19 protein-coding genes and 1 pseudogene are annotated in these 22,809 nt (G+C 69.7%); 13 read left to right on the forward strand and 7 right to left on the reverse strand.

Features of this window, described 5'->3' with window-relative positions:
• Positions 1-181 precede the first annotated feature (181 nt).
• A complete protein-coding gene (locus ACIQMX_RS28480) occupies positions 182-1,006 on the forward strand; it encodes a DUF4157 domain-containing protein (protein WP_402482274.1) in 825 nt (274 codons plus the stop codon).
• Between the two features lie 46 nt (positions 1,007-1,052).
• On the opposite strand, the gene ACIQMX_RS28485 is transcribed toward ACIQMX_RS28480, so the two are convergent.
• Entirely contained in the window at positions 1,053-2,399 is a 1,347-nt protein-coding gene (locus ACIQMX_RS28485; RefSeq protein ID WP_402482276.1) for a hypothetical protein, read from the reverse strand.
• A gap of 221 nt (positions 2,400-2,620) precedes the next feature.
• Between ACIQMX_RS28485 and ACIQMX_RS28490 the strand changes: the two genes are divergently transcribed.
• The 6 genes from ACIQMX_RS28490 (at position 2,621) to ACIQMX_RS28515 (ending at position 10,567) form a co-directional block, all read left to right on the forward strand.
• Positions 2,621-3,247 carry a response regulator transcription factor gene (locus ACIQMX_RS28490; protein WP_363076572.1) on the forward strand — a complete coding sequence of 209 codons (627 nt, stop codon included), beginning with the start codon at positions 2,621-2,623 and terminating at the stop codon, positions 3,245-3,247.
• 210 nt (positions 3,248-3,457) lie between these two features.
• Complete coding sequence (locus tag ACIQMX_RS28495) at positions 3,458-5,521, forward strand: VWA domain-containing protein (protein WP_402482279.1); 2,064 nt, start codon at positions 3,458-3,460, stop codon at positions 5,519-5,521.
• Between the two features lie 16 nt (positions 5,522-5,537).
• A complete protein-coding gene (locus tag ACIQMX_RS28500; protein ID WP_402482280.1) occupies positions 5,538-6,299 on the forward strand; it encodes a DUF4255 domain-containing protein in 762 nt (253 codons plus the stop codon).
• Positions 6,296-8,359, forward strand: coding sequence for an ATP-binding protein (locus ACIQMX_RS28505; protein WP_402482283.1), 2,064 nt, complete (start codon positions 6,296-6,298; stop codon positions 8,357-8,359). The genes ACIQMX_RS28500 and ACIQMX_RS28505 overlap by 4 nt, the downstream gene beginning before the upstream one ends.
• A 142-nt stretch (positions 8,360-8,501) precedes the next feature.
• Positions 8,502-9,293 carry an alpha/beta fold hydrolase gene (locus ACIQMX_RS28510; protein WP_402482286.1) on the forward strand — a complete coding sequence of 264 codons (792 nt, stop codon included), beginning with the start codon at positions 8,502-8,504 and terminating at the stop codon, positions 9,291-9,293.
• Positions 9,290-10,567: a cytochrome P450 gene (locus ACIQMX_RS28515; protein WP_402482289.1), complete on the forward strand. Its 1,278-nt coding sequence runs from the start codon at positions 9,290-9,292 to the stop codon at positions 10,565-10,567. The genes ACIQMX_RS28510 and ACIQMX_RS28515 overlap by 4 nt, the downstream gene beginning before the upstream one ends.
• Before the next feature lie 44 nt (positions 10,568-10,611).
• Here the strand turns inward: ACIQMX_RS28515 and ACIQMX_RS28520 are convergent, their stop codons facing one another.
• On the reverse strand, positions 10,612-11,232 hold the full coding sequence (locus tag ACIQMX_RS28520) for a TetR/AcrR family transcriptional regulator (protein WP_402482292.1): 621 nt from the start codon (positions 11,230-11,232) through the stop codon (positions 10,612-10,614).
• Between the two features lie 170 nt (positions 11,233-11,402).
• Here ACIQMX_RS28520 and ACIQMX_RS28525 point away from each other — a divergent pair, with 170 nt between their 5' ends.
• The gene (locus ACIQMX_RS28525) at positions 11,403-12,551 is read left to right on the forward strand and encodes an FAD-dependent oxidoreductase (protein ID WP_402482295.1); all 1,149 of its coding nucleotides are present in this window, start codon (positions 11,403-11,405) and stop codon (positions 12,549-12,551) included.
• 401 nt (positions 12,552-12,952) lie between these two features.
• Here the strand turns inward: ACIQMX_RS28525 and ACIQMX_RS28530 are convergent.
• The 5 genes and pseudogenes from ACIQMX_RS28530 to ACIQMX_RS28550 all read right to left on the reverse strand — a co-directional run.
• Positions 12,953-13,153, reverse strand: a pseudogene (locus ACIQMX_RS28530) (IS5/IS1182 family transposase); the annotation flags it as partial.
• 64 nt (positions 13,154-13,217) lie between these two features.
• Positions 13,218-13,517 (reverse strand): winged helix-turn-helix domain-containing protein, encoded by a 300-nt coding sequence (locus tag ACIQMX_RS28535; RefSeq protein ID WP_402482296.1) that lies wholly within the window; start codon positions 13,515-13,517, stop codon positions 13,218-13,220.
• Positions 13,399-13,830: a helix-turn-helix domain-containing protein gene (locus ACIQMX_RS28540; protein ID WP_402482298.1), complete on the reverse strand. Its 432-nt coding sequence runs from the start codon at positions 13,828-13,830 to the stop codon at positions 13,399-13,401. The genes ACIQMX_RS28535 and ACIQMX_RS28540 overlap by 119 nt, the downstream gene beginning before the upstream one ends.
• Positions 13,831-14,013: 183 nt before the next feature.
• On the reverse strand, positions 14,014-14,673 hold the full coding sequence (locus ACIQMX_RS28545; RefSeq protein ID WP_402482299.1) for a hypothetical protein: 660 nt from the start codon (positions 14,671-14,673) through the stop codon (positions 14,014-14,016).
• On the reverse strand, positions 14,670-18,044 hold the full coding sequence (locus tag ACIQMX_RS28550; protein WP_402482302.1) for a hypothetical protein: 3,375 nt from the start codon (positions 18,042-18,044) through the stop codon (positions 14,670-14,672). Before ACIQMX_RS28550 ends, ACIQMX_RS28545 begins: the two co-directional genes overlap by 4 nt.
• 274 nt (positions 18,045-18,318) lie before the next feature.
• Between ACIQMX_RS28550 and ACIQMX_RS28555 the strand changes: the two genes are divergently transcribed.
• The 5 genes from ACIQMX_RS28555 to ACIQMX_RS28575 all read left to right on the forward strand — a co-directional run bounded on the left by ACIQMX_RS28555 (position 18,319) and on the right by ACIQMX_RS28575 (position 22,733).
• Positions 18,319-19,845: a phage tail sheath subtilisin-like domain-containing protein gene (locus ACIQMX_RS28555; RefSeq protein WP_363076539.1), complete on the forward strand. Its 1,527-nt coding sequence runs from the start codon at positions 18,319-18,321 to the stop codon at positions 19,843-19,845.
• Positions 19,846-19,914: 69 nt separating this feature from the next.
• The gene (locus ACIQMX_RS28560) at positions 19,915-20,358 is read left to right on the forward strand and encodes a phage tail protein (protein ID WP_148016754.1); all 444 of its coding nucleotides are present in this window, start codon (positions 19,915-19,917) and stop codon (positions 20,356-20,358) included.
• Positions 20,358-20,801, forward strand: coding sequence for a hypothetical protein (locus ACIQMX_RS28565; protein WP_363076537.1), 444 nt, complete (start codon positions 20,358-20,360; stop codon positions 20,799-20,801). The genes ACIQMX_RS28560 and ACIQMX_RS28565 overlap by 1 nt, the downstream gene beginning before the upstream one ends.
• The gene (locus tag ACIQMX_RS28570; protein ID WP_402482307.1) at positions 20,798-20,941 is read left to right on the forward strand and encodes a DUF6760 family protein; all 144 of its coding nucleotides are present in this window, start codon (positions 20,798-20,800) and stop codon (positions 20,939-20,941) included. The genes ACIQMX_RS28565 and ACIQMX_RS28570 overlap by 4 nt, the downstream gene beginning before the upstream one ends.
• 28 nt (positions 20,942-20,969) lie before the next feature.
• Entirely contained in the window at positions 20,970-22,733 is a 1,764-nt protein-coding gene (locus ACIQMX_RS28575) for a hypothetical protein (RefSeq protein WP_402482309.1), read from the forward strand.
• Positions 22,734-22,809 lie beyond the last annotated feature (76 nt).

The following is a 22,809-nucleotide window of genomic DNA, read 5'->3' on the forward strand; positions in this document are numbered from 1 at the left end:
CGCAGCGCCGACGTGCACGCAGGAGCCCCTTCGTACCGGGCGGCTGCCCCAAGAGGCAGTGCCGGATGCCCCTGGCCCGTCGGGGGCGGGCTGGACGGGGCAGGGACGCTGCCGCGAACGTGGAAGACCGGCAGGAGGGCGTGGTGCGCGCCCCACGACGGTGCGGGTCAGGGAGACGACGATGAACGCACAGGATCACGGCGGGGAGCACGAGCAGGACCACCACGGTCCGCCGCGGGAGAGCGAGCACGAGCATCTGCCCGGCGAGACCTCCGCGGCCCAGGACGCCCGCGACGCCGGAGCGGACACTCACCACGTCTTCCGGGCGGCGGCCACCGGCAGGGCGGACGTGCTCGGAACGGCCGCCATGGGCGTGCTCCAGCGGAGCGTCGGCAACGCGGCGCTCGGCCCGATGGTCCAGCGCTCCAGGGCCGGAACGGCGGAGCAGTCCGACGACGAGCCGCGCTCGCCCGTCCACGACGTCATCTCCTCCGGCTCAGGCACCCCCCTGGACGCCGGAACCCGCGCCGATCTCGAGGCCCGCATGGGCGCGGACTTCTCCGACGTGCGCATCCACAACGACTCCTCCGCCCACGAGTCGGCCAAGGGCGTCGGCGCGCACGCCTACACCGTGGGCAACAACGTGGTCTTCCAACGCGACGCGTACGACCCGTCCTCGCCGCAGGGCCGGACGACGCTGGCCCATGAGCTGACCCATGTGATCCAGCAGCGCAGCGGACCGGTGGAGGGCACGGAGGCACCCGGAGGCATCCGGGTCAGCGATCCCTCGGACCGCTTCGAGCGGGAGGCCGTGGCCAACGCCGACCGGGTCCTCTCGGATCCGGCCCCGGCCCCGGTCTCGCCGTCGCCGGCCCCCGCCGGTCCTGCCGTGCAGCGGGCGGCCACGGAGGACGAGGACGAGCAGCCTGCCGATGTGCAGGGCTCGTTCGTCCAGCGGGCGCAGGAGAAGAGCCCCGAGGAGGAGGAAGAGGCGCCACCGGCCTGAGCGCTTTCGCCCACGCCCGGGAAGACGGAGAAGGCCCCCGGGCCGGTCAGCGCGCGGAGTCGACGCGCATCGTGCCCCCCAGGAACAGCGATTCCGAGCACCGCGCCGGTGTGCGGGCGCCCACCGGTTTGCCGACCTTCCGGCAGTCGATGGTCATGGTGACCCGGCCGCCCGCCGGGACGAGGATCGGTGTCACGAAGTGGTAGTCGGAGTCACGGAAGTTCTCCAGTCCGAGACTCAGCACGCTCGTGTTCGTGCCGGCCGAGATGACGACGGTTCCGGCGTCACCCTGCGGGTTCTGCACGACGATGTCGGTCAGCTGGAAGGTGTGGCCGTCCGGAACCCGGAGGGCGGTCGCGGCATTCGTCCCGCCACCCACCGCGTCCCTGACCCGGACCTGCGCACTCGTGGGAGTGGCCGCCCCGTCCTCCGCCCCCGCACCGGCCTCCGGCTCCGCGGACGGGCTCGGCGTGGGCTTCGCCGCGCCGGCGCCCGCGTCCGCCCCGGCGGTGTCACCGGCCCCGCCGTCGGCGCCCGCCCCCGCCGTGCCGCCCCCGTCCGGCGCCTTGCTCTTGTCGGCCGCGGCCGCGGAACGTACCGCCTCGGGCGTGACCGCTTCCCGCGCCGCGGACTTCACGGCCGGACGCAGCAGCGCGTACCAGATCCCGGCCAGGGCGATCAGCAGGACTGCGGCCGTGATGAGCGCCCGGGGCAGCCAGCGCGGCAGCAGTGGCTCCTGCTGGTAGGAACCGTCGACGAGCACCGGCGCCACCGGTTCCTCGCCCTCGCCCACCTGCGTGGCCGCGGAGACCTGGAAGGGATGCGTCACCGGCGTGCCGCGCCACATCCGCTTCGCCGGCCTGACCCGCAGCCGGCCGAACTCCGCCTGGCCGGGCGCCACCTGGAGCTCCGCCACGTCGAAGGCGACGCGGGCGAGCTCGGTCCCCGGCTGGGCGCCCAGCCGGACGGTGACCGGCGTGTTGCCACGGTTGTCGACAGCGAGCTGGTGCCGTCCGCGGCGTGATCCGTGCGAGCTGCGCGGGACCAGCTCGGCCGTCGTGGCCGTGAACGGCAGCACCGTCACCCGGCCTTCCGGCACCACCGTCCCGCCCTGCTCGCCGGTCGGCACCACTCGGATCCCGAACGGGGTCTCGCCCGCCGGAACGGACGCGTCCCGGGGCGGGCGCAGCATGAGGGAGACGGTCCGGGTGTCGCCCGGATACAGCGACAGCACCGCCGGCTCCACCGCCGACCAGGCGGCGCACGCACCGACCACCTCGAAGCGGTACTCCTCGACCGTGGCGCCGGAGTTCCGGACCTGTAGGGGGACAGCCGTCTCCTCGCCCGGTGCGGCGCTGACGGACGATGCGTCGAGACTTGCCGTGAGACTCATATGCCGGACCGTAGAGTTGTGCGCGGCGTCGGACATTGGCCTCGAAGGAACACTTTCGGGCAGATGCAATGCCCCTGACACCCTTTTAGTTTTCTTTTCAGTAAACAAGGGCATCTTCTGTCCGCCTCATAACCAATGAGACGGACGAGAACGGCTGCGGGCCGTGTGTTTGTTGTGGCCTTCCAGCTGTTGCCCAAGGGGGAGCCATCGGCATGGAACGCATGGAACGCACCACGGTCGCATTACGGGCCCAGGACCCGATCTCGCAGGCCGGAGTGGCCAGCCAGTTGAGGGCCCGTCCCGAGGTCAACGTGGTGGAGTGGGGCGAGGACGACTCCGCCCCCCAGGTCGTCGTCATGGTCGTGGACACGGTGGACGAGGACGTGCTCAGGACACTGCGCCATGTGCAGCGCACCAGCGACTCGCGCACGGTGCTGGTCACCACGGAGATCGACGAACAGAAGCTGGTGAGCGCGGCGGAGTGCGGGGTGGTCGGGGTGGTCAGGCGGGCGCAGTCGACGCCCGAACACCTCGTGCAGGTCATCGAGACGGTGGCGCGGGGCGAAGGCCATCTGCCTTCCGATCTGCTCGGCAGGCTCCTCGCGGAGGTGGGCCGGCTCCAGGGGCAGGTGCTCGGGCCGCGCGGACTGCACTTCACCGGGCTCGCGGCACGCGAGGTGGACGTGCTGCGGCTGGTGGCGGAGGGGTACGACACGGCGGACATCGCCACGAAGCTCGCCTACTCCGAACGCACCATCAAGAACGTGCTGCATTCGGTGATGACCCGTCTCCAGTTGCGGAACCGGTCCCACGCGGTGGCGTACGCCTTGCGGCAGGGACTGATCTGAGGACTCGTCCGGCCCCCGCACCGTGCTCGGCCGCCCCTTCCCGGCCCGGACCCCGCCGGGGCGCGGGCGCGCTGTTGTCCGGGCCTGCCCCAAAGGGCAGCGCCGGCTTCCCGGGGAAGTGACTCGCCTCCCGCTGCGTGTTCCGCGTACCTGCGGGATGGTGTCGGCGCTGTTCTTCGGTGGGAGGTCCGGGTGCGGGGGAGTGATTCGGTGCGGTCGACCGAGCAGGCGGGACGGGCAGGCGGACGCGCCGGCGTGCGGCGCTCCGTGGCGCTCGTGCTGATGCTGCTGGCCGCCGGTCTCGCGCCCGCCTCGGCCGGTACGGCCGTACCGGTGCCGCCCGAACCCTGGGTCACCCCGGCGAGCCTGCACGAGGCGCTCGACCCGGGCGGGTCGACGGGGGTCGACAAGGCGGTGCGTACACCGGCCATTCCGCCGAAGCCGGACGTGGTGCTGCTCGTGGACGGTACCGGCAGCATGGGCGTCCCCATCGGCGATGTGAAGACCGGCCTGACCTCCATCACCAACGCGGTACGAGCCGAGCAGCCGGACGCCTGGTTCGCGGTAGCCACCTACGGCGACGAGAAGGACGACCCGACAGCCGAGTTCAAGGTGCTCCAAGGGCTGACGGATGACCTGAAGGCGGTTCAGGAACGGGGCGTCAACGAGCTCAGCACCGACCGTGGCTTCAAGAGCAGCGGGCCCTCGGAGGACTGGATCTACGCCATGCGGCAGGTGGCCGACGGCGCGCAGGGCGGGACCGTCTTCCGGGAGGGCTCCAGCCCGGTCGTCGTCCTCGTCGGTGACGCGTCGAGCCACAACCCCAGCAACGGGGTCACCTACGAGGAAGCGGTCTTCGCGCTCCAGGACAAGGGCGTGCGCGTCATCGCCGTCGACGTGACGACCGAGAACGGTGACGGCCTCAACGGATTCGGGTACAAGAGCCCCACGTACCAGGACCCCTATCACGAGCCGGACCAGGCGAAGCGGATGGTCGCCGCGACCAACGGCCGCATGCTGAACGGCATACCCGGGGACGGGGTCTCCGAGGCCATCATCGAGGGCTTCAAGAACCTTCCCACCTCCGTCGGCTACCGGCTCGACGACTGCGACCCCCACCTCACCGTCACCCTCGACCCGCCCACCCGCAGTCTGACCAGTGGCGAGACCGCTCACTTCGCGGAGAACATCGACGTGTCGGACGACGCGCCCCAGGGCACCACCCTCACCTGCACCGTGCAGTTCCTGCTCGGCACCCAGGCACCGGGGACGGACACGATCGGGCCCGCCGCGGCGGCCGACCCCGACTTCCGGCAGCGGATCAGCATCGACGTGAACGACATCGCCGCCCCCGTCGTCACCGTGGACGACCGCATCGCCTGGCCCGACAACGACGACGGAGCACGGATCAGCTACCGGGTGAGCGCGACCGACGCCCAGGACGGCCCGCTGCCCGTGACCTGCACCCCCGCGTCCGGCTCCTTCTTCCCCGTCGGAACGACCACGGTCACCTGCTCGGCGACGGACGCGGCGGGCAACACCGGCACGGACACCGCACGGTTCGAGGTGCTGCCGCCTCCGCCGCCGACGGAGCCCCCGTCGCCTCCCGGGCCGTTCCCGCCCTCGTCGGCGGTCGCCGTCAAGGTCGACGTCAGCCCGGACCGTACGTACGTCACCCGCCCCGCCCGCGCCCGCTTCACCGTCACCAACGCCGGCCCGGACACAGCCAGGGGCGTCGTCATCGGTGCGACCTGGCCGGCCACGTCCTCGTCCGACGACCGCAGCCTGCAGGCCCTCACCCGCTGCACGGCAGCCGAGCCGTGCACCGTCCCGGCGGGCGGCCGGATCGAGGTGACGCAGACGGCGACGTACCGCGCGGCCGTCACCGGGGACGTACGCGCCACGGTGCGCGGCACCGTCCCGGACCGCAGCACGGCCGACAACCAGGACAGGGACCGGCTGCGCGTGCTGAAACCCTCCCTCACCGTCAGCCCGCAGGTCGCCAAGCCGGGGCAGCCCGTGCTGGCCCGCGGCAGGGACTACCCGCCCGGCGAGACCGTGAACCTCACCTGGAACCTGGGCATCACGGCCGACCGGTCGGGGGTGAGGGTGGGCCGCGACGGCACGTTCGAGGTGCAGATGCTGGTGCTCCGCAAGGACACCCTGGGCCCGCGCGTCCTGCGGGCCGCGGTCCGCCGCCTTCCCCGGCTGGAGAAACCGGTCCTCGTGGTCCAGCGCAACCTGCAGCCACCCGACTTCAAGGGCCGGACGTGAGAAGGGCGATCCGCGGATGATCCATGAGGTGGACGACGTACTGCGTTCCCTGATCCGGGCGGAGGTGCTCGAAGGCGGCCAGATCGCCGTGGTGTTCGACGCGCCGACCCGGGAATGGGCGGCCAAGGTGAACGCCCCGATGGTCAACCTCTACCTCTACGACATCCGCGAGGACATGCGCCGACGGGAGCGCGGACTCCACAACGAGTACGACGAACGCGGCACCGTCGTCGCGCGCCGCCGCCCGCCCCGCTACTTCAAACTGTCCTACCTGATCACGGCCTGGACCAAGCGCCCCGAGGACGAACACCGGCTGCTGTCCTCCCTGCTCGCCTGCCTGCTGGCGTACGAGGCACTGCCCCCGGAACGGCTGGCCGGGACCCTCGCCGGGATCGGGGCCGCCGTCCCGATGTCGATCGCGCTCCCGCCGCCGGAGGACCGCTCGTTCGCGGACGTGTGGAGCGCCCTGGGCGGTGAGCTGAAACCCTCGCTGGACCTGGTGGTCAGCGTCCCCGTGACGGCCTCGCCGACGTACACGGCGGGCCCGCCGGTGGGGGAGGAAGGGCTCCGGGCACACTTCGGGGACGTACCCCCGGCCCCGGAACCCGCACGCGATCCGATGCCCGGACGCGGAGGCCTTCCGGTGTACGGAAGCCGTCCCGGACGTCCGGAACCCGGGGCCGCGCCCGGCCCCACCGCCTCGCGCCGTGGCCTCGCCCTCCGCATCACCGAGAACCGGCGCACCAGGGACGGCCGGACCGAGGACAGCACCGCATGACGGCCCCGGACCACCCCGCCCAGGACCGCGACCTGCGCCACCTGCTCGCCCGCGCAGTGGGCGTGGAGCAGCGCATCCGCCACGCCGTCGAGGCCCGGCGGCGCACGGATCCCGATCCGGAGGACGCGTTCCGCGGGCTGTACCTCACGGACGGGAACATCGCGAGGCTGCTGGACGAGGACGGGGCACGGGGCTTCCCGGAACCGCTGCCGGGCACCGGCGACCCGGCCGGGTTCCCCGGCTCCCGGCTCACCGCACTGGAAGCCGGCTTCGGGCTCACCGCGCTCGACATCGAGATCCTGCTCATCGCACTCGTACCGGATCTGGACGAACGCTTCGAGGCGTTCTACGGCTATCTCAACGACGACGTGACCCGCCGCCGCCCGTCCATCGGCCTGGCGCTCGGCCTGTGCGGCCGGGCACCGGCCGACGCGGCCGCGCGGGGCCGGCTGGCCGCCCGCGCACCGCTCCGCCATGCCGGGCTGCTGCTGGCCGAGGACCTGGACCGCCCGTTCCTGAGCCGCGCGCTGCGCGTCCCGGACCGCGTCACCGCCCACCTGCTGGGCGACGACACCCGGGACCCGCGCCTCGCCGATCTCCTGGCGCCCTGGCACGCGGTGGAGGGAGCCGGCGACCCCGCTCCGCTGGCCCGGGTCCTCGCCGACGGACTCCCCCTGGCCTATCTGAGCGAGGACCAGGGCGGCGCGGGCACGGCCCTCGCCGCGTCGGCGCTCACCCGCGCGGGCCGTGGCGTCCTGGGCCTGGACCTGGCCCGCCTGGCGCAGGACCCCGCACCGGCCGAAGCGGTACGTTCCCTGGTCCGCGAGGCCCGGCTGACCGACGCGGGCCTGGTCTGCGCCCCGCTGGACGCACTGTCCCGCGAACACCCGCACCTGCTCAGGCTCCTCACGGCCACGCCCGTCCCCACGGTCATCGTGGGCAGGGCGCCGTGGGACGCCTCGTGGTCGACGACCCCGCCCCTGCTCCTGCACGCGCCCAGGGTAGAGCCGTCGGCGCGCGGCGCCCTGTGGAGCGACGCCTACCGGCGTACGGCATCGGCCCCCCTCCCCGCGACCGTCGACCCGGACCACCTCCTCGCCCCCTTCCTCCTCACCCCGGAACAGGTCACGGGTGCGGCCGTCAGCGCGGCCCGGACGGCTCAGCTCGACGGCGGAACGCTCACCCCCGGCCACGTACGCCAGGGAGCCCGCGCCCAGAACGCGGCCGGCCTGGACCGCCTGGCCCGCCGCATCGAACCCACGGTGACCTGGCACGACCTGGTCCTCCCGCCCGACGCCCACGCCCAGCTCCGCGAGCTCACCGCCCGCGCCCGCCACCGCGACCGGGTCCTGGGGGAGTGGGGCATGCGCCCGGGAGGAGGCCGGGGCCGAGGCGTATCGGCCCTCTTCGCGGGCGACTCCGGCACGGGCAAGACCATGTCGGCGGAGGTGATCGCGGCCGACCTCGGCCTGGACCTCTACACCGTCGACCTGGCCACGGTCATCGACAAGTACGTCGGCGAGACCGAGAAGAACCTGGAGCGCATCTTCACCGAGGCGGCGGGGGTGAACGGCGTTCTGCTCTTCGACGAGGCGGACGCGATCTTCGGTAAACGCTCGGACGTCAAGGACGCGCACGACCGCTACGCGAACGTCGAGAGCGCCTACCTCCTCCAACGCATGGAGTCCTTCGACGGCCTGGCGATCCTCGCCACCAACCTCCGCGCCAACCTCGACGACGCGTTCACCCGCCGCCTCGACCTGGTGATCGACTTCCCGGTCCCCGACCCGGAACAACGCCTGCTGCTCTGGGAACGGTGCCTGGGCCCGATGCTCCCGCGCGGCACGGACCTCGATCTCGCGTTCTGCGCCGAGAGCTTCGAGCTGGCGGGCGGCAACATCCGCTCGATCGCGGTGACGGCGGCGTACCTGGCGGCGGACACGGGGGGCGCGGTGACGATGACGACGCTCATCCACGCGATCCTGCGGGAATACCAGAAGCTGGGACGGCTGACGCTGGCCTCGGAGTTCGGCCCGTATCTGGGGCTGGTCCAGGGGTGAGCCCCGATGACGGACACCTTCTCACCCGATGTCCGGGAAATGCCCGCGTGTTCCCTTGCGCGGGCCGTCGGATACCGCCACGGTGGGCGGGCGGACGGGCTGTTGACCGACAGAGCACCGCCGCACTGCGACGGGAGCCGGTGTGACCGCACTGTCTGTTCTGCCTCATACCCTGCACGGCGACGGCCCGCACAAGGTGATCGCGGTGCACGGCTGGCTCGCCGACCGCTCCGCGTACGACCCGGTACTGCCGGACCTCGACACCGGTTCCTTCCAGTACGCGGTGGTGGACCTGCGGGGGTACGGCGAGGCGAGCGGCGCGGACGGCTCGTACACGACGGCCGAGGGCGCCGCGGACGTGCTCGCGCTGGCCGACCGGCTCGGCTGGGACCGGTTCTCGCTGATCGGCCACTCGATGGGCGGCTCCGTCATCCAGCGGACGGTGGCCGCCGCGCCGCAGCGGGTGCGCAGGATCGTCGGGGTGTCACCGGTTCCCGCGTCCGGCCTGCCGCTGCCGCCCGAGCAGTGGGAGCTGTTCGCCGGAGCGGCGCGGAACCCTGACAACCGCCGGGCCATCCTCGACGTCACCACCGGAGGCCGGCGCCCGTCGGCCTGGCTGGACCGCATGGTGCGTCGCTCGGTCGAGTGCAGCGACGCGAACGCGTTCCGGGCCTGGCTGGACTCCTGGGCGGCCGAGGACTTCCACGACCGGATCGACGGATCGCCCGTACCGGCGCTGGCCGTGGTGGGGGCGCTGGACCCGGCTCTCTCCGCGGATCTGCAGCGCGCCACCTGGATGCGCTGGTTCCCGCGATCCGAGCTCACGGAGCTGCCCTCGTGCGGCCATTACGCGATGGACGAGGCGCCGCTCGACGTGATCCGGGCGATGGAGGACTTCCTGCGGGCGGACGGTGAGGACGGGGCGAAGGCGTGAGCGGCCCCGCCTCCCCGGTTCCTGTCCCGGACGTCTTCGACCCGAGGCAGTACGGCCGGGGCGTCCCCCACGACCGCTACCGCCACCTGCGCGACCACCGGCCCGTCGCGTGGCAGGAGGAGCCGGAGGTGCTGGGCTGGCCGGCGGGCCCCGGCTTCTGGGCGGTCACCCGGCACAGCGACGCCGTCCGCGTGCTGAAGGACTCGTCCGCGTACTCCTCGTATCTCGGCGCCACCCAGATCCGCGACCCCGACCCTGCCGACCTGCCGTTCATCCGCCGCATGATGCTCAACCAGGACCCGCCGCACCACCGACGCCTGCGCACGCTCGTCAGCCGCGCCTTCACCCCGAAACGCACGGACCGCTTCGCGTCGGTCGTACGGGAGCGAGCCCGCGCCCTGATGACCGGTGCCGTCGACGCGGCGCGGGCGGGCGACGGCACCTGCGACCTGGTCACCCAGGTCACCGACGACTACGCCCTGCTCAACCTCACCGACCTGCTGGGCGTACCGGAAACCGATCGCGCGCTCCTCCTCCACTGGACCCAGCGCGTCATCGGCTACCAGGACCCGGACGAGGCCGGGACGCCGGCACTCGGCCCGGACGGGAAGCCGGTCAACCCGCGCTCCCCGGCATCGCTGCGCGACATGTTCGCGTACGCGCACGCCTTGGCGGCCCACAAGCGCGCGAACCCCGCGGACGACGTGATGACGGCCCTCGCCACCGACCCCGAACTGACCGCGCCCGAGCTGGAGATGTTCTTCTTCCTGCTGGTGGTGGCGGGCAACGACACGGTACGCAGCGCGGCCCCCGGCGGCCTGAACCTCCTCGCCGAACACCCCGATGCGTACCATCGTCTGCGCACCGGCGAGGCCGAGTTCACCACGGCCGTGGACGAACTGCTCCGCCGCCACCCACCGGTCCTGACGTTCCGCCGCACGGCGGCCCGGGACACGGACCTTGCGGGCACGCGCATCCGCGCCGGCGACAAGGTGGTCGTCTTCCACGCCTCGGCCAACCACGACGAACGCGTCTTCCCGGACCCGTTCGCCCTGGACCTCACCCGCTCCCCGAACCCGCACATCTCGTTCGGCGACGGCCCCCATGTCTGCCTCGGCGCGCATTTCGCGCGCCTGCAGCTGCGTGTGCTGTACGAGGAGGCGTGCCGCGCACTGCCCGCAGGGCCTCTTGAGCTCGCGGCCCCGCCGCGCCGCCTGGTGTCGAACTTCATCAACGGGGTCAAGTCGCTGCCGGTGAGGGTGTCTGATGGGTGACGGCCTCGTCTCGTGACACCGACCGGCAGGGAGGCCGGACTGCGTTACCCCTCGCGCTGATCCGTGGCCGTATCTGCTGACCCGAGCTGTGACGCCTGCCATCCGTGGATGAGGAGATCGAACACGGTCTCCACGGACGCGAGCGGATCGCTCCGGGTCGTGGCCAGGGCCGGTACCTCAAGGACGAACCGAGCCAGTGCCGAGCAGGCGAGATCGTCGGGTTCCCGGCCGAGCTCCGCCGCGATCGCGGCGCCGAGAGCGCCCGCGTGCCGCATCCACATCCGCTCCCAGTACTCGCGCAGCGCGGGCGTCTCCTGCACCAGCGCCGCGAACCGCTCCCGACGAGGATCAGACTCCAACTGGACCCAGGAACGCAGCGCGTGCGCGCGAAGCGCCTCGACCACGCCCTGACCCTCGGGCCGTTCGCGGACGGCGGCGGTCAACGAGGCCTCGACTTCCGCTTCGCGGTCGAAGACCAGCGCCTCCTTGCCCGGGAAGTGCGCGAAAAGTGTCGTCGTCGACACATCGGCTCGCTCGGCGACGTCCCGGACGCTCACTCGGTCGAATCCGTGCTCCAGAAAGAGCTCCAGGGCGGCATCGGCGATGGCCTGCCGGGTCGCGGCCTTCTTGCGCTCGCGGCGGCCGACGGCCGGGTTCTCGGACATGACGCCCACTGTACTCCATCACCGGAACGAGGCAGAAACTTGAACGATTGCAGGTTCTGACTCATTCTGCTTTTCTGATCCCGGCAGGGGCTGCCGCCCACCGGAGAGCGGCACGGGGCATCGTCGCGGTGCGGTGTCACCGGATCCCCGACCCGCGAAAGGAACCCGACATGGAATCTCCGACACCCTCAAGCGCACGCATCAGCGTCATCGGCGCCGGCCCGGGAGGCCTGACCTGCGCCCGCATCCTGCAACGGCACGGCATCGCGGTGACCGTGTACGACCGCGACCCGGATGCGGATTCCCGGAACCAGGGAGGATCGCTCGACCTGCACGACGACGACGGCCAACTCGCCCTCCGCGAAGCGGGCCTGCTGGAGGAGTTCTTCGCGCTCGCCAGGTTCGACGGCCAGGAGATGCGCCACCTTGACCCGGCCGGAAATCTTCTCTCCCACCACGTGCCGGACGTGGGCGAAACGACCAAGCCCGAGATCGACCGCGGACAGTTGCGTGACCTGCTGCTGGGCTCACTGGCTCCGGGGACGGTCCGGTGGGGCTGCGCGCTCTATTCGGTGAGCGAACCGACGGACGGCGGCCCCCGCGTGTTGACGTTCACCGACGGGACAACCATCGAGACCGACCTCGTGATCGGCGCGGACGGCGCCTTCTCGCGCGTACGCGGTGCGGTGTCGCCCGCAATGCCGCGCTACACGGGGGTCAGCTTCCTCGAAGCGCATTTCGACGACATGGAAAACGCCCACCCCGAGCTCTCCGCATTGGTCGGTAAGGGCAGCGCGCACGCCGCCGACGGGGAGCGTGGTCTCTTCGCGCAGCGGAACAGCGGCGGTCACATGCGCGTCTACCTCATGCAGCGCGTCCCCATGGACTGGATCGGGGCGAAGGGGCTCAGCTCCGATGACACGGACGGCATCCGCGCGCAGCTCCTCGACGCGTACGCGGGATGGTCGCCCCGTACCCTCCGCATGATCACCGACAACGACGGCCCCTACGTCGACCGTCCGATCCTCGCTCTGCCGGTTCCACATACGTGGGAGCACTCTGCGGGCGTAACACTCCTCGGAGACGCCGCGCACCTCATGCCTCCGCTGGGTGTCGGCGTCAACCTCGCCATGCTGGATGCCGGCGAACTCGCGCTCGCGCTCGTTGGCTCCGCGACCGTCGACGACGCGTTGCGTGCGTACGAGAAGACGATGCTCCCGCGCTCGGCGGAGATGGCCCGGATGCTGGAAAGCGGTGCTGAGCACCTGCTTGCCGCGCCTGACGGCGACGACGAGCGGTTCGGGCCGGACCGGCCCTGACGCGGGTTCCGGGCTCCGTTGGTATCCGTCAAGACGCAGGTCCTTTCGCCGGACACAACAGATGGGAGCCCGCACCTCCCCACCTTCCGGCAGGTGTCATCTGCCCCCGCAGAGCGTGCCACTGCTCGGGGTCCGTCGGTGTCGTCCGTGCTTCTCGCGCGGAGGACGACGACACAGCGGATCGCGAGTGCCGCGAGCACATGGCGAACGCGGTCCCAAGGAACCCAGGCATATCCGTAGGTCCAGCCGGCGGCAGTGTTGGAAGCCGTGAGGGCTCTGCCGCTGTGCCACGCGACAGGGCTTGCGGGGCCTGCGGGCCAGCAGACAGACGCCGCAAGGGCGTCCCGGTGTCCCGCCACCGTACCTGCGGCCGAGCACTCAGGTACCGCAAGGTGCGGCTGGATAGGGGCAAGCTGCCACACCGTCAGGTCCGTACGCCAGTGCGCCGCGACTAGCCGGTCCCGGTCCTCCAACGGACGTCTTCACGGTCGGCCCTTGCGCACCGGGTAGGCGCGCTCCTGCCGCAGCGCTGTCACGAGCTTCCTGAACTGTCGCGGGCTCAGCCAGGTAGACGGACCTATCCAGACACCCCGCGGCGCCAAGCCGCCAAGTCGGGACAGCGGGCACGAGCTCGCGGTTCGATTTGGAGGGTCCTGCCAGTGGTACTCAGAGAGTGTCTTTTGCATGACCTCGGGCGAAGTCCCATGGGGCGGGTGCGTTGGCCGCCGCGCACTCGTCTGCGATGCCGAAGACGCTCCCGTATCTTGGGCATTCCGCCTTGCCGAACAGGTGCGTCAGACTTACCCGCGGCCACACCTCTCGTTTCCACAACTCCACCGCGTCGTCGTCACGCTCGATCGCACGCCGGGTCGGCTGCTGCCAGGACCAGCCATAGCGCCGCAGCAGGCGCCACGTGCCCTCCACGGTGTATGAGACGTGGAACAGCCTGCCGATGACCGTCTTCACGCGGGCCAGCGTCCACCGCTGGTCGGCCCCCCCCGTGTGCCAGCGGGCCGCGCTCCAACTCCTGCTCCAGCTTGGCCATCTGTGCGTCAGATAGTCGGGGTCGACCAGGTGACCCCTTGGAGGCCACGCCGGCGTAGCCGTCCTCGCGCCACTGGCGTCGCCAACGTTCCACCGACCGTTCTGCGACCCGCAGCATGGCAGCGATCCCCCGGTTCTTCCCGCCAGTCTCGAAGCGCGTCACGGCCTGGCGCCGGACCCGCTCCCGCGCGTCTCTCTCGACGTCGGTCACGCCGCCGCCCTGCGGATATCTCACCGAACGAGGACTACCGAGGTCACCTTCACACTGTCTGGCGAACAGCCCGACATCACCCGATCAAGTTCAGTACTCTCCCTGACTAATTACGGGACAGATCTTAATGAAGGCACCGTCGCACGGGTGTCGATGCCGCCCGCCGGGGCGGCCCTTAACTCGCATCGCTGTTCGGTATTAAAGCGCTTAAGTGAACCAACGGGTGTCTAGGAAGCAGGTTTCCTGATAATGGGTGGCCATCCCGATTTCTCTACAGATCAACAAGGCTGATTTTACGATCGATTCATCCTCGGGAAAATCTAAAATTCCGAGATTGATGCGTCCTTGAACGATGGGAACGGCATCGGCGTATTCGAGAACGGTCAGCTCCTTGCCTGGAAATGCCGCTCGGGCATCCTCTATATCGCCGCTACGGCCATCAGCGATGAGGATGCAATTTTCCCCTCTCATTTCCCATGATGACTCATCGGATTGATCCCATGTGTCGTCGATTGTGTCAATTGTGATAGGTGACCTTCCGAAGTAGTCAAAAGCTTCTTCGATCGGATTCAGCTTAATTTCCATGCGCCATGCAATTGATAGACGATCTTCCCATGTCGGGGCATCCGGGCTCATTGCATAATATGGAGTGTAGAAGCGGCTTGCGGTCCACCCCGTCACGTCCGAATCAGGTAGGCCGAGTGCAGCAATCATTGACCCGATGAACTCACGATCGCCAGACTTCACTTGGTGAATGCCGGTCGATGTGATATCAAATCGGCAAGTTGTTGCAGTGGTGGAGGTGAAGCACTTTGCATGCCAAATAAGGAACTGTGAAGAGTCATCGATCGTGAACTCTTGGTTCATGGCGGCGAGTCCCCTTCGTTTGGTCCGCGAAATTTCTCTGTCACGTTTGGAATTACAGATGGGCCGTTTTTCGTCGAGTTGCATGACTGGCACATGGGGTCGAGATTGGATGTATCGCTGTAGAACTCGACCCGGGTGTTCTGATCTTTCTTGCGTCCTATGTCATTCCAGTGCTCTGCGACTTCTTGTCGGTGGTCGAGTGAGAAGATTCCGGGGCCTTTGACGTTGCGTTTCAGCTGACCGCATGCTGGGCAGGGGTATGCTTTAGGGTCGGAGTACAGGGGATCGCTTCCCCATTTTCCATGGTTGTCCTTCTTCTCCTTGACCAGTCGATTGAAGTGGCGAGCCCCGTACCTTTTCGCTTCGGCGTTAAATCCACCATAGAAGGTGGGGCGAAATTTCTTTCCGCGATATATCGCCATGATCATTCCGTTCTCCACGTATTCGGAGAATCTTCCGAGCTTTGCGTAATCATCCAAGCTTTCCAGGTTGTATGTAATTCCTATTCGCGAAAGCTTTGCTATGATGCCTGAAATTCTCCCTAACGCCACATCCTGCTTGCGTTTACTGTTTGTTTCCCGAATGGATTGTTGTGCATCTTCCGCCTCGCTCAACAGTTCTTTGAGGTCCTCTATCAGTCGTTTTTGCCACTCCTCTGGCGATCTACTCCTGAGTTTCCTTATTTCGGCTATTACTTGAGGTATTTTTACCACGGGGGAGAATGGATTGGAGGCTATGAGGAGGGGGGTTGCCTTGTTCGTCGAATCGGCAATCAAGGTGTGCTTGGATCCCGCCATGCTGAAGGGGACGCGACGTCGGAATGGTTCTTCTGTGGGCTTGGCATTCTTATTTCCTTCGCCCCGGTCCTCTTCTGGCTTGCTCCTTCCCTTGAGCTTCGTCCAGAGTCTTTTTCCCTTCTTGGCGATGAAGTCCACGATCTTGTCGATCGCCCGGTTCACCGGCCGTGCCACCGCATGGAAGACCTGTTTGACCTTGTTGGCCAGGCTCCCGATGCCCAGCAACGACGCCAGGAAGCCGATCAGCAGCGGCACGCTCGCCGCCAATGCGGCCTCGACCATCTTCGGGACGCCCGCCTGGCCGCCGTTGGCTATCGCCACCACCGCGTCCAGCACCGAGTTGACGAACTCCGCTATCTGCGCGCCCTGGGTCACGACGAACGTGACGATGTCGATGATTCCCTTGACCGCGCGGATGAACGCCGAGGCCGGGTTGAGCAGGGAGAGGATCCACGTGATGCCGGCGATGATGACCGTCGGGATCAGGTAGCTCGTCAGCTTCTCCAGGATCGTGGCCTTGAGGTCCCCGGCCTCTGCCTGGATTTCCTTGACCGCGCCTGCCGGGCCCTCGCTCGCGATGCTCTTCGCGACCGGGACCGATGTCTCGACCGCCGCCATCGCCTCGTCCGGGACGCCCTTGCGGGTGACGCGGGCCTTGATGTTGTCCCAGGTCAGGCCCAGCAGCGAGCCGATGAGCTGGATGATGCCCTTCATGTCGAACTTCTGGGGGAGCTCGAGGCCCGCCTTGACCGCGGTGCCGAGCAGCCAGGAGACGACGCCGGTCTTGAGGTGCTCGGCGATGTTGGTGATGAAGAGGTTCAGGCCCGCGCCTACCGCGCGTACCAGGTTTCCCAGGAAGCCGATGGGGTCCTTGATGATTTTCATGATGGCGCCGGCGGCCTTGGCGAGGATGCCGAGCAGGAGGTTCTTGAGCTCGTTGATCGTCTTGATGACACCGACGATCGCGTCCTTCGCCTTGTCGATCAGGCCCTTGTTGGCTTCCTGGAGCTTCTTGATCTCCTCGTCGATCTTGTTCAGGGCTGCCGTGTATTTGGAGGCGAGGTCCTGGACCAGCTGCTCCGACTTCTCGTTGACCGTGGCTTCCAGGTCGTCGAACTTGCCCCCGAAGTCCTTCGCCGCCTCCTCGCCGAACTGGCGCAGGTCCACCGGGAGTTTGTCGACCTCGGCCTTGAGCTCGGTGCGGCCCTTGGCGATGCGGGCCTTCGCCCTGCCCAGTTCCGTGCCGATGAGGTCGGCGACCGAGGAGATCACCGTCTGCATCTGGGCGACGTAGAGCTTGCGGGCCTCCTGGTAGAGGTCGTTGGCCGCCTCGGGAAGGCCGGCGAACTTGTCCTTCACCCAGCGGGCCTTGCCGGTCCAGCCCGAGTAGCGCTTGTCCTTGTACTTCTTCATCCGGCGCTTGTGGTCTGCCGTGAACGCGTCCCGGGCCGACTTCTCACCTGCCGTGAACGCCGTGTCGACCTTCTTGTCCAGGTCGGAGAGCGTGGTCTCGACGTCCTTCTTCGTGCCGTCGTAGACCTTCTGGAGCTTTGCCGTTACCTCGGCGCGCTTCTTCTCGTCCTTCGACTTCGTTTCACCCTTGCCGCCGTCCACCTTCTGACCCGCCTGCGTGCGGGTTGCCGTGAGGGCCGTCATGGCGGCGGCGCCGGAGGCCGCCGCGCCTGCCTTGGCTGTCGTGAGTTGCTGGTTCTCGGCCGCCTGGCCCTTCGCGGGCGCCTTCGCCGAGTCCGCCTCGGCCGTCTTCTTCGCCGACAGCGCCTCGTTGAAGTCCGGTTCGTTGCTCTTGGCCAGTTGGTCCTCGGTGACCTCGGCGTCTGCCATGTGCTTGTCGTTCTCCGCCGGGCCCTCGGAGAAGTCCGTGACGGCGGCCGGTTGCTTTGCCGGGATCGCGTCCGCTGCGGAGGGGGCGCCGGGGTTGCCGGGGGGCTGGTCCGGGGTGAGGGGGGTGACCGGCTTGTCCTGGGCGGCCGAGGTGTCCGGCGGGGCCTTCGTCGCCGTGTCGATGTCCTTGGCCGAGGACTCCTTGCCGTCCGTGACCTTGCCGTCGACCTCCGCCTTGACCTTCTCCGCCTTGCCGGACTTGGAGAACTTGTCGGCCTCGTCGAGGTTCTTCGGCGCCTGCGCGTCGATCGCCTTGTTCACCGCGTCGACGAACGCCTTCTTGTCGAACTCACCGGGCTTGGCGGCATTCATCTTCTCGGCGTTCGCCGCTTTGCCCTGCGCCTCCTTGTCGTCGGGTGGCGCGACCGCCGCGTCCTGGGAGGCCTTGGACTCCGCGGCCGCAGGCGGGTGGACGGCCATCCGCGTCTTCTTCGCTGCCACGGCCGCCTTCAGGCTGCGGAAGCCGGGGGCCTGGGCGGGGGACGGCGTGACCGGGGCCGTGTAGCGCTGGGCGACGAGGCGGGAGACCGCCGTGTTGCCGGCGGCCCGTTGCAGGTGCTGGAGGGCTCGGCGGTCCGGTGCCGGTGAGGACGGGGAAGGGGCCGGCTGCGTGCGGGGCGCGGCGTCGGGGTGGGCCGGTGCGGTGGGGGCCTTCTCCGGAACCGACTTCATCCGACCCTCCCGCCAGCCACAGATCCGCCCGGACGTGGTCTGTCACGCTGCCGCGCGCGTATCGGGTGGGCGGAGGATGCGAGGGCCGCGACCGGGGCACGTCCGCGTAGCGCGTGAGGTGCCGGGGGCCTGCCTCTTCGGGCAGGCGTCCGTGCACGGCGGGGCGGCCGAGTATCCGTTCCGGGTGATCGCGCCAGTGATGAGAATGACTCGCGGTCCCGACCATGGAACGGGGCGCGGAGCACATCGAGGAGCGCGTCAAGGAGAGGCTCATATGCCGTCGTACCTGTCCCCGGGCGTCTACGTCGAAGAGGTCGAGTCCGGGTCCCGGCCGATCGAAGGGGTGGGCACCTCGGTCGCCGCCTTCGTCGGCTTCGCCCAGCGGGGGCCGTTCGACGAGCCGACGCTCATCACCAACTGGAGCCAGTTCGCCGGCACTTTCGGCGACTTCGTCGACGGCATGTACCTCGCCTCCGCCGTCTACGGCTTCTTCGCCAACGGGGGCGGGATCTGCTACGTCGTACGCATCGCCGAGGGCGCGGACACCGGCGCCGGGGAACTGGCCGCCGGGGCCGAGGTCCAGATCGGGCCGTACGCCGTCAAGCCCCGGGCAGGTGTCGCCGGCGAGATCAGCGTGGAGGTCGCGGAGGCCGAGGGCGACGACCCGCCCTCCGACGTCTTCCAGCTCATCGTGAAGCGGGACGGACAGGTCGCGGAGACGTACCCGTCCGTGACGACCAAGCGGAGCAAGGAGAACGTCGCGACCCGCGTCAACGCGAAGTCCGAACTGATCGAGATACGGGAGACGGGGCGCGGCGCCGCCCCGGCCAGGCCCGACGTCCAGTCGGTCGCGCTCGCACCCGCCGCCCCCGCCGCGGGCGGCGCCGGCGCGCTCGCCCCCGAGGCGTACGTCGGCGACGCCGACCGCCGCACGGGGCTCGGCGGGCTCGAAGCCGTGGACGAGGTCACGATGATCGCCGTGCCCGACCTGATGGGCGCGTACCAGCGCGGGCTGCTCGACCTGGAGTCCGTCATCGCGGTCCAGCAAGGCCTCATCAGCCACTGCGAGCTGATGGGCGACCGGGTCGCCATCCTCGACCCTCCGCCCGGCCTCTCACCGCAGCAGGTGAGGAGCTGGCGCATGGACCGGGCCAACTTCGACTCCAAGTACGCCACGCTCTACTACCCGTGGATCAGCGTCGCCGACCCGGCCTCCGGACGCGCCGCCCTCGTACCGCCGAGCGGCCACATCGCGGGCATCTGGGCGCGCAACGACGACACGCGCGGAGTGCACAAGGCGCCGGCCAACGAGGTGGTGCGCGGGGCCGTGGCGCTGCAGACGCAGCTCACCAAGAGCGAGCACGATCTGCTGAACCCGATCGGGCTCAACTGCATCCGTTCCTTCCCCGGGCGCGGCATCCGGGTCTGGGGCGCACGGACCCTGGCCTCCGACCCGGCGTGGCGCTACCTCAACGTCCGGAGGCTCTTCAACTACCTGGAGGAGTCCATTCTCGCGGGCACGCAATGGGTCGTCTTCGAGCCGAACGACGACGCGCTGTGGGCACGTATCCGGCGTACGGTCTCGGCGTTCCTGGTCAACGAGTGGCGCAAGGGCTCCCTTTTCGGGCTCACGCCCGACGAGGCGTTCTACGTGAAGTGCGACCGCGAGACCAACCCGCCCGAGAGCGTCGACGCGGGACAGGTCATCTGCGAGATCGGCGTCGCACCGGTCAAGCCGGCCGAGTTCGTGGTGTTCCGGCTCTCCCAGCTGACCGGCGGCACCGGGGGAGTCGACGAATGACCGGGCCATCGGCCTCTCCTCGATCAGCAGTGACCGGCCCGTTCCCGAACCTGGCATAAGGAGCCTGTTGTGCCGCTTCCCGATCTTGACAGTTCCGTCGGGCATTCCTTCGGTCTGGAGTTCGACAGCGTCATCATCAAGCAGATCACCGAGGTCAGCGGTCTGAAGATGGAGCAGGACGTCATCGAGCTGAAGCAGAACACCGCCGACGGCAAGTACGCCATCAAGAAGCTGCCCGGCCGGCCCAAGGCCGGCGAGGTCACCGTCACGCGCGGCCTCACGGAGGACAACAGCTTCGAACGCTGGATCAAGGACTCCCGGTTCGGCCGCATGATGAGCGCCCGGCGCAACGGAGCGGTCATCGTCTACGACTACGAGGGCCTGCCCATCAAGCGGTACAAGCTGATCAACGCGTGGCCGAAATCCCTGGAGATCGGCACGCTCAAGGCCGGTGACACCTCGGTCCTCACGGAGAAGCTGTCGATCACGTACGAGAGCATGGAGCTCGACTGATGCGGCGCACGGTCCAGTTCCAGGCTCAGCAGGGGGAGTCGGCGGAGCGGGAGAGCGCTGGGCGGACCGAGCCGTTGCGTACGGAGTTCGCCTTCGACCTGCCGCGCGGCTACGTCGACGAGTCGGGCACCGTGCACCGCTCCGGCGTGATGCGGCTCGCGACCGCCCGCGACGAACTCGTGCCGTTGCGCGACGACCGGGTGCGGGAGAACTCCGCCTATCTGTCGGTCGTCCTGATCTCCCGCGTGGTGACCCGGATCGGAACGGTCGAGGACATCCACCCGGGCGTCATCGAGGACCTGTTCGCATCCGACCTGGCCTTCCTCCAGGATTTCTACCGCCGGATCAACGCGGAGGGGCACACCCGCGCCGCCGTCGCGTGTCCGTCCTGCAAGGAGGAGTTCGCGGTGGATCTCGCCGGCGGTCGCCTGGGGGAATCGTGACGTACGCGGCCGACCTGCTCTACGAGGAAGTCGCGTACCTCGCCTACCACTTCCACTGGCCCCTGAACGACCTGCTGGACCTGGAACATCCGGAACGACTGAAGTTCGTCGCACAGATCGCTCGCCTCAACGGGCAGTAGCGGGGAGCGCGGGGAGGGCGGGAGGATCATGGGGCTGATGTCCTGGCTGCGCGGCGGCCGTTCCAGCGGCGGTGACCCGTCTCCGCGTGGTGCGCACGCTTCGCGGCAGGACCGGGTGGACCGTGTCGATGTCAGCCGGCTGGCGCCTGTGCAGCGGTCCGTGACCGGACAGGACCTCGTGATCGACCCCGGTGGATTCCAGGCGGCGCTGACCACCAGGCAGGACACCGCACTCGGCACGCCGCTGGGCCATCTCGTCAGCCCCGACGCACCGGCCGGGCTGGTGCACGGAGTCGCCTTCGTGGCGCCGGGGGGTCCTGCTCCCGCGGTCCAGCGGACCGTCGACATGCCGCTGCGTCCAGGGACCAAGCCCGCTCCGGTGGCGGTCCAGCGCGCGTACGGGGAGAGCGTTCCGGCTCTGACGACCGCTGCGGGTTCATCGGCCGAATCCGGGCTGCCTGTAAGGCAACTGGTGGGCGAGGAGCCGCTCGTACAGCGATCGGACGCGGCCGGCCGGACGGATACCGGGCCGGACACGAGCGAGGCTTCGCCGGGTGCGTCGGCGGTTCAGCGCGCTGCCGCATCAGCCTCGGCGCAGCCGCCTCGACGCACGCCCGGACTCGGGGCGCCGCTGCCCGGCCTGCCGCCCACCGCTCAACGACAGGCCCATCGGCCGTCGGACGCCCAACCGTCGGCGTCGCGGCCGCAGACGGTTCAGAGAGAGTCCGCCTCGGCGGCGTCGGCCGATGATTCCTTGGCTTCGGTGGGTGGGGCAACGCCGCCTGCCCCGGAGACGAGTCTGCCGTCCGACGGGTTCGAAGCGGCAGAGCCCGTCGCGCCCCTGCTCGGGGACGTCCCGCTGGCCGGTGCCGTGTCCGGTGGAGAGACGGTCGGCGCGGTCTCCGGCGGAGAGACGGGCGGGGAAGGCGTGGCCGCTGCGACGCCGGCATCCACCGTTCCCGTCCAGCGGTCCGAGGTCGCCCTCCACGGCGGGCCACCGCCCGCATCCCCTTCCGCCGCCGGTCCGACCGCTCCTCTGCTCGGGGACCGGCCGCTGTCTCTTCAGTCCGCCACCGATCCCGGTCCTTCGGCCGGAGCGGCCGTTCAACGCGCGTCCGAGGGCGGTGGCGGGGAGCAACGGAAGCCGACGCCACCTGCCGGTCTGCCGCTCGGCGAGCCCTCCGCCGTGCCCGTACGGTGGACCGTTCCGGATCCGGGAGCGCCTTCCGGGCCGCCGGCGGCCCTGCTCCAGCGTGAGGCGGCGCCCGTTCAACGGCACGCGGTCGGTGCGCCGCCCGTACCAAGGCGGGCCGCAGGGGCATCGCCCGTACAGCGGCAGACAGCCGAAGCGCCGCCCGTACCCGCTTCGGCGGCCGGGCGTTCCGGTGGCCGGCCCGCCGCATCCCCGACCGCCGGTTCCGTCGCCGTCGCGGCAGGGGTCGCCCAGCGGATGGCCGACGGGAGCGTCGTTTTCGCGGCCGCGCCCCGGCACGGCACCTCGCGACCGGTCATCCAGCGGGACGCCGAGATCGCCGAGGAACCGCCACCGCTGCCGGAACCCGAGCCGCCCCCCGTAACGGAACCGGAACCGCCCGGGGACGCAGGCGGCCCCGGGGGCCTGCCGCCAGCCGCGGGCGCGGATGCCCGCGCGGGAGCGGCGGCGGGGCCGGGGACCCCGCCCGTGACGGACGAGCTGGTCCGGGCGCTCTACGGGCCGCTCAGCCGGCTCCTGAAGGCCGATCTCCGGCTCGACCGCGAACGCGCCGGATTCCACATCAACACCCGCCACTGACGATCAGCGCCCGCCACTGATGTCCCACACCCGCCACTGACGATCAGCGCCCTTCACCGAGGCCCAGAGTCACCGA

The organism is Streptomyces sp. NPDC091416, from assembly GCF_044756845.1.
Classification (GTDB): Bacteria; Actinomycetota; Actinomycetes; order Streptomycetales; family Streptomycetaceae; genus Streptomyces.

Bases quoted from the DNA above. Each gene is read 5' to 3' on its own strand.
- ACIQMX_RS28480 (WP_402482274.1), top strand. From the start codon at position 182: ATGAACGCACAGGATCACGGCGGGGAGCACGAGCAGGACCACCACGGT.
- ACIQMX_RS28485 (WP_402482276.1), bottom strand. From the start codon at position 2,399: ATGAGTCTCACGGCAAGTCTCGACGCATCGTCCGTCAGCGCCGCACCG.
- ACIQMX_RS28490 (WP_363076572.1), top strand. From the start codon at position 2,621: ATGGAACGCACCACGGTCGCATTACGGGCCCAGGACCCGATCTCGCAG.
- ACIQMX_RS28500 (WP_402482280.1), top strand. From the start codon at position 5,538: ATGATCCATGAGGTGGACGACGTACTGCGTTCCCTGATCCGGGCGGAG.
- ACIQMX_RS28505 (WP_402482283.1), top strand. From the start codon at position 6,296: ATGACGGCCCCGGACCACCCCGCCCAGGACCGCGACCTGCGCCACCTG.
- ACIQMX_RS28520 (WP_402482292.1), bottom strand. From the start codon at position 11,232: ATGTCCGAGAACCCGGCCGTCGGCCGCCGCGAGCGCAAGAAGGCCGCG.
- ACIQMX_RS28525 (WP_402482295.1), top strand. From the start codon at position 11,403: ATGGAATCTCCGACACCCTCAAGCGCACGCATCAGCGTCATCGGCGCC.
- ACIQMX_RS28545 (WP_402482299.1), bottom strand. From the start codon at position 14,673: ATGAACCAAGAGTTCACGATCGATGACTCTTCACAGTTCCTTATTTGG.
- ACIQMX_RS28550 (WP_402482302.1), bottom strand. From the start codon at position 18,044: ATGAAGTCGGTTCCGGAGAAGGCCCCCACCGCACCGGCCCACCCCGAC.
- ACIQMX_RS28555 (WP_363076539.1), top strand. From the start codon at position 18,319: ATGCCGTCGTACCTGTCCCCGGGCGTCTACGTCGAAGAGGTCGAGTCC.
- ACIQMX_RS28565 (WP_363076537.1), top strand. From the start codon at position 20,358: ATGCGGCGCACGGTCCAGTTCCAGGCTCAGCAGGGGGAGTCGGCGGAG.
- ACIQMX_RS28575 (WP_402482309.1), top strand. From the start codon at position 20,970: ATGGGGCTGATGTCCTGGCTGCGCGGCGGCCGTTCCAGCGGCGGTGAC.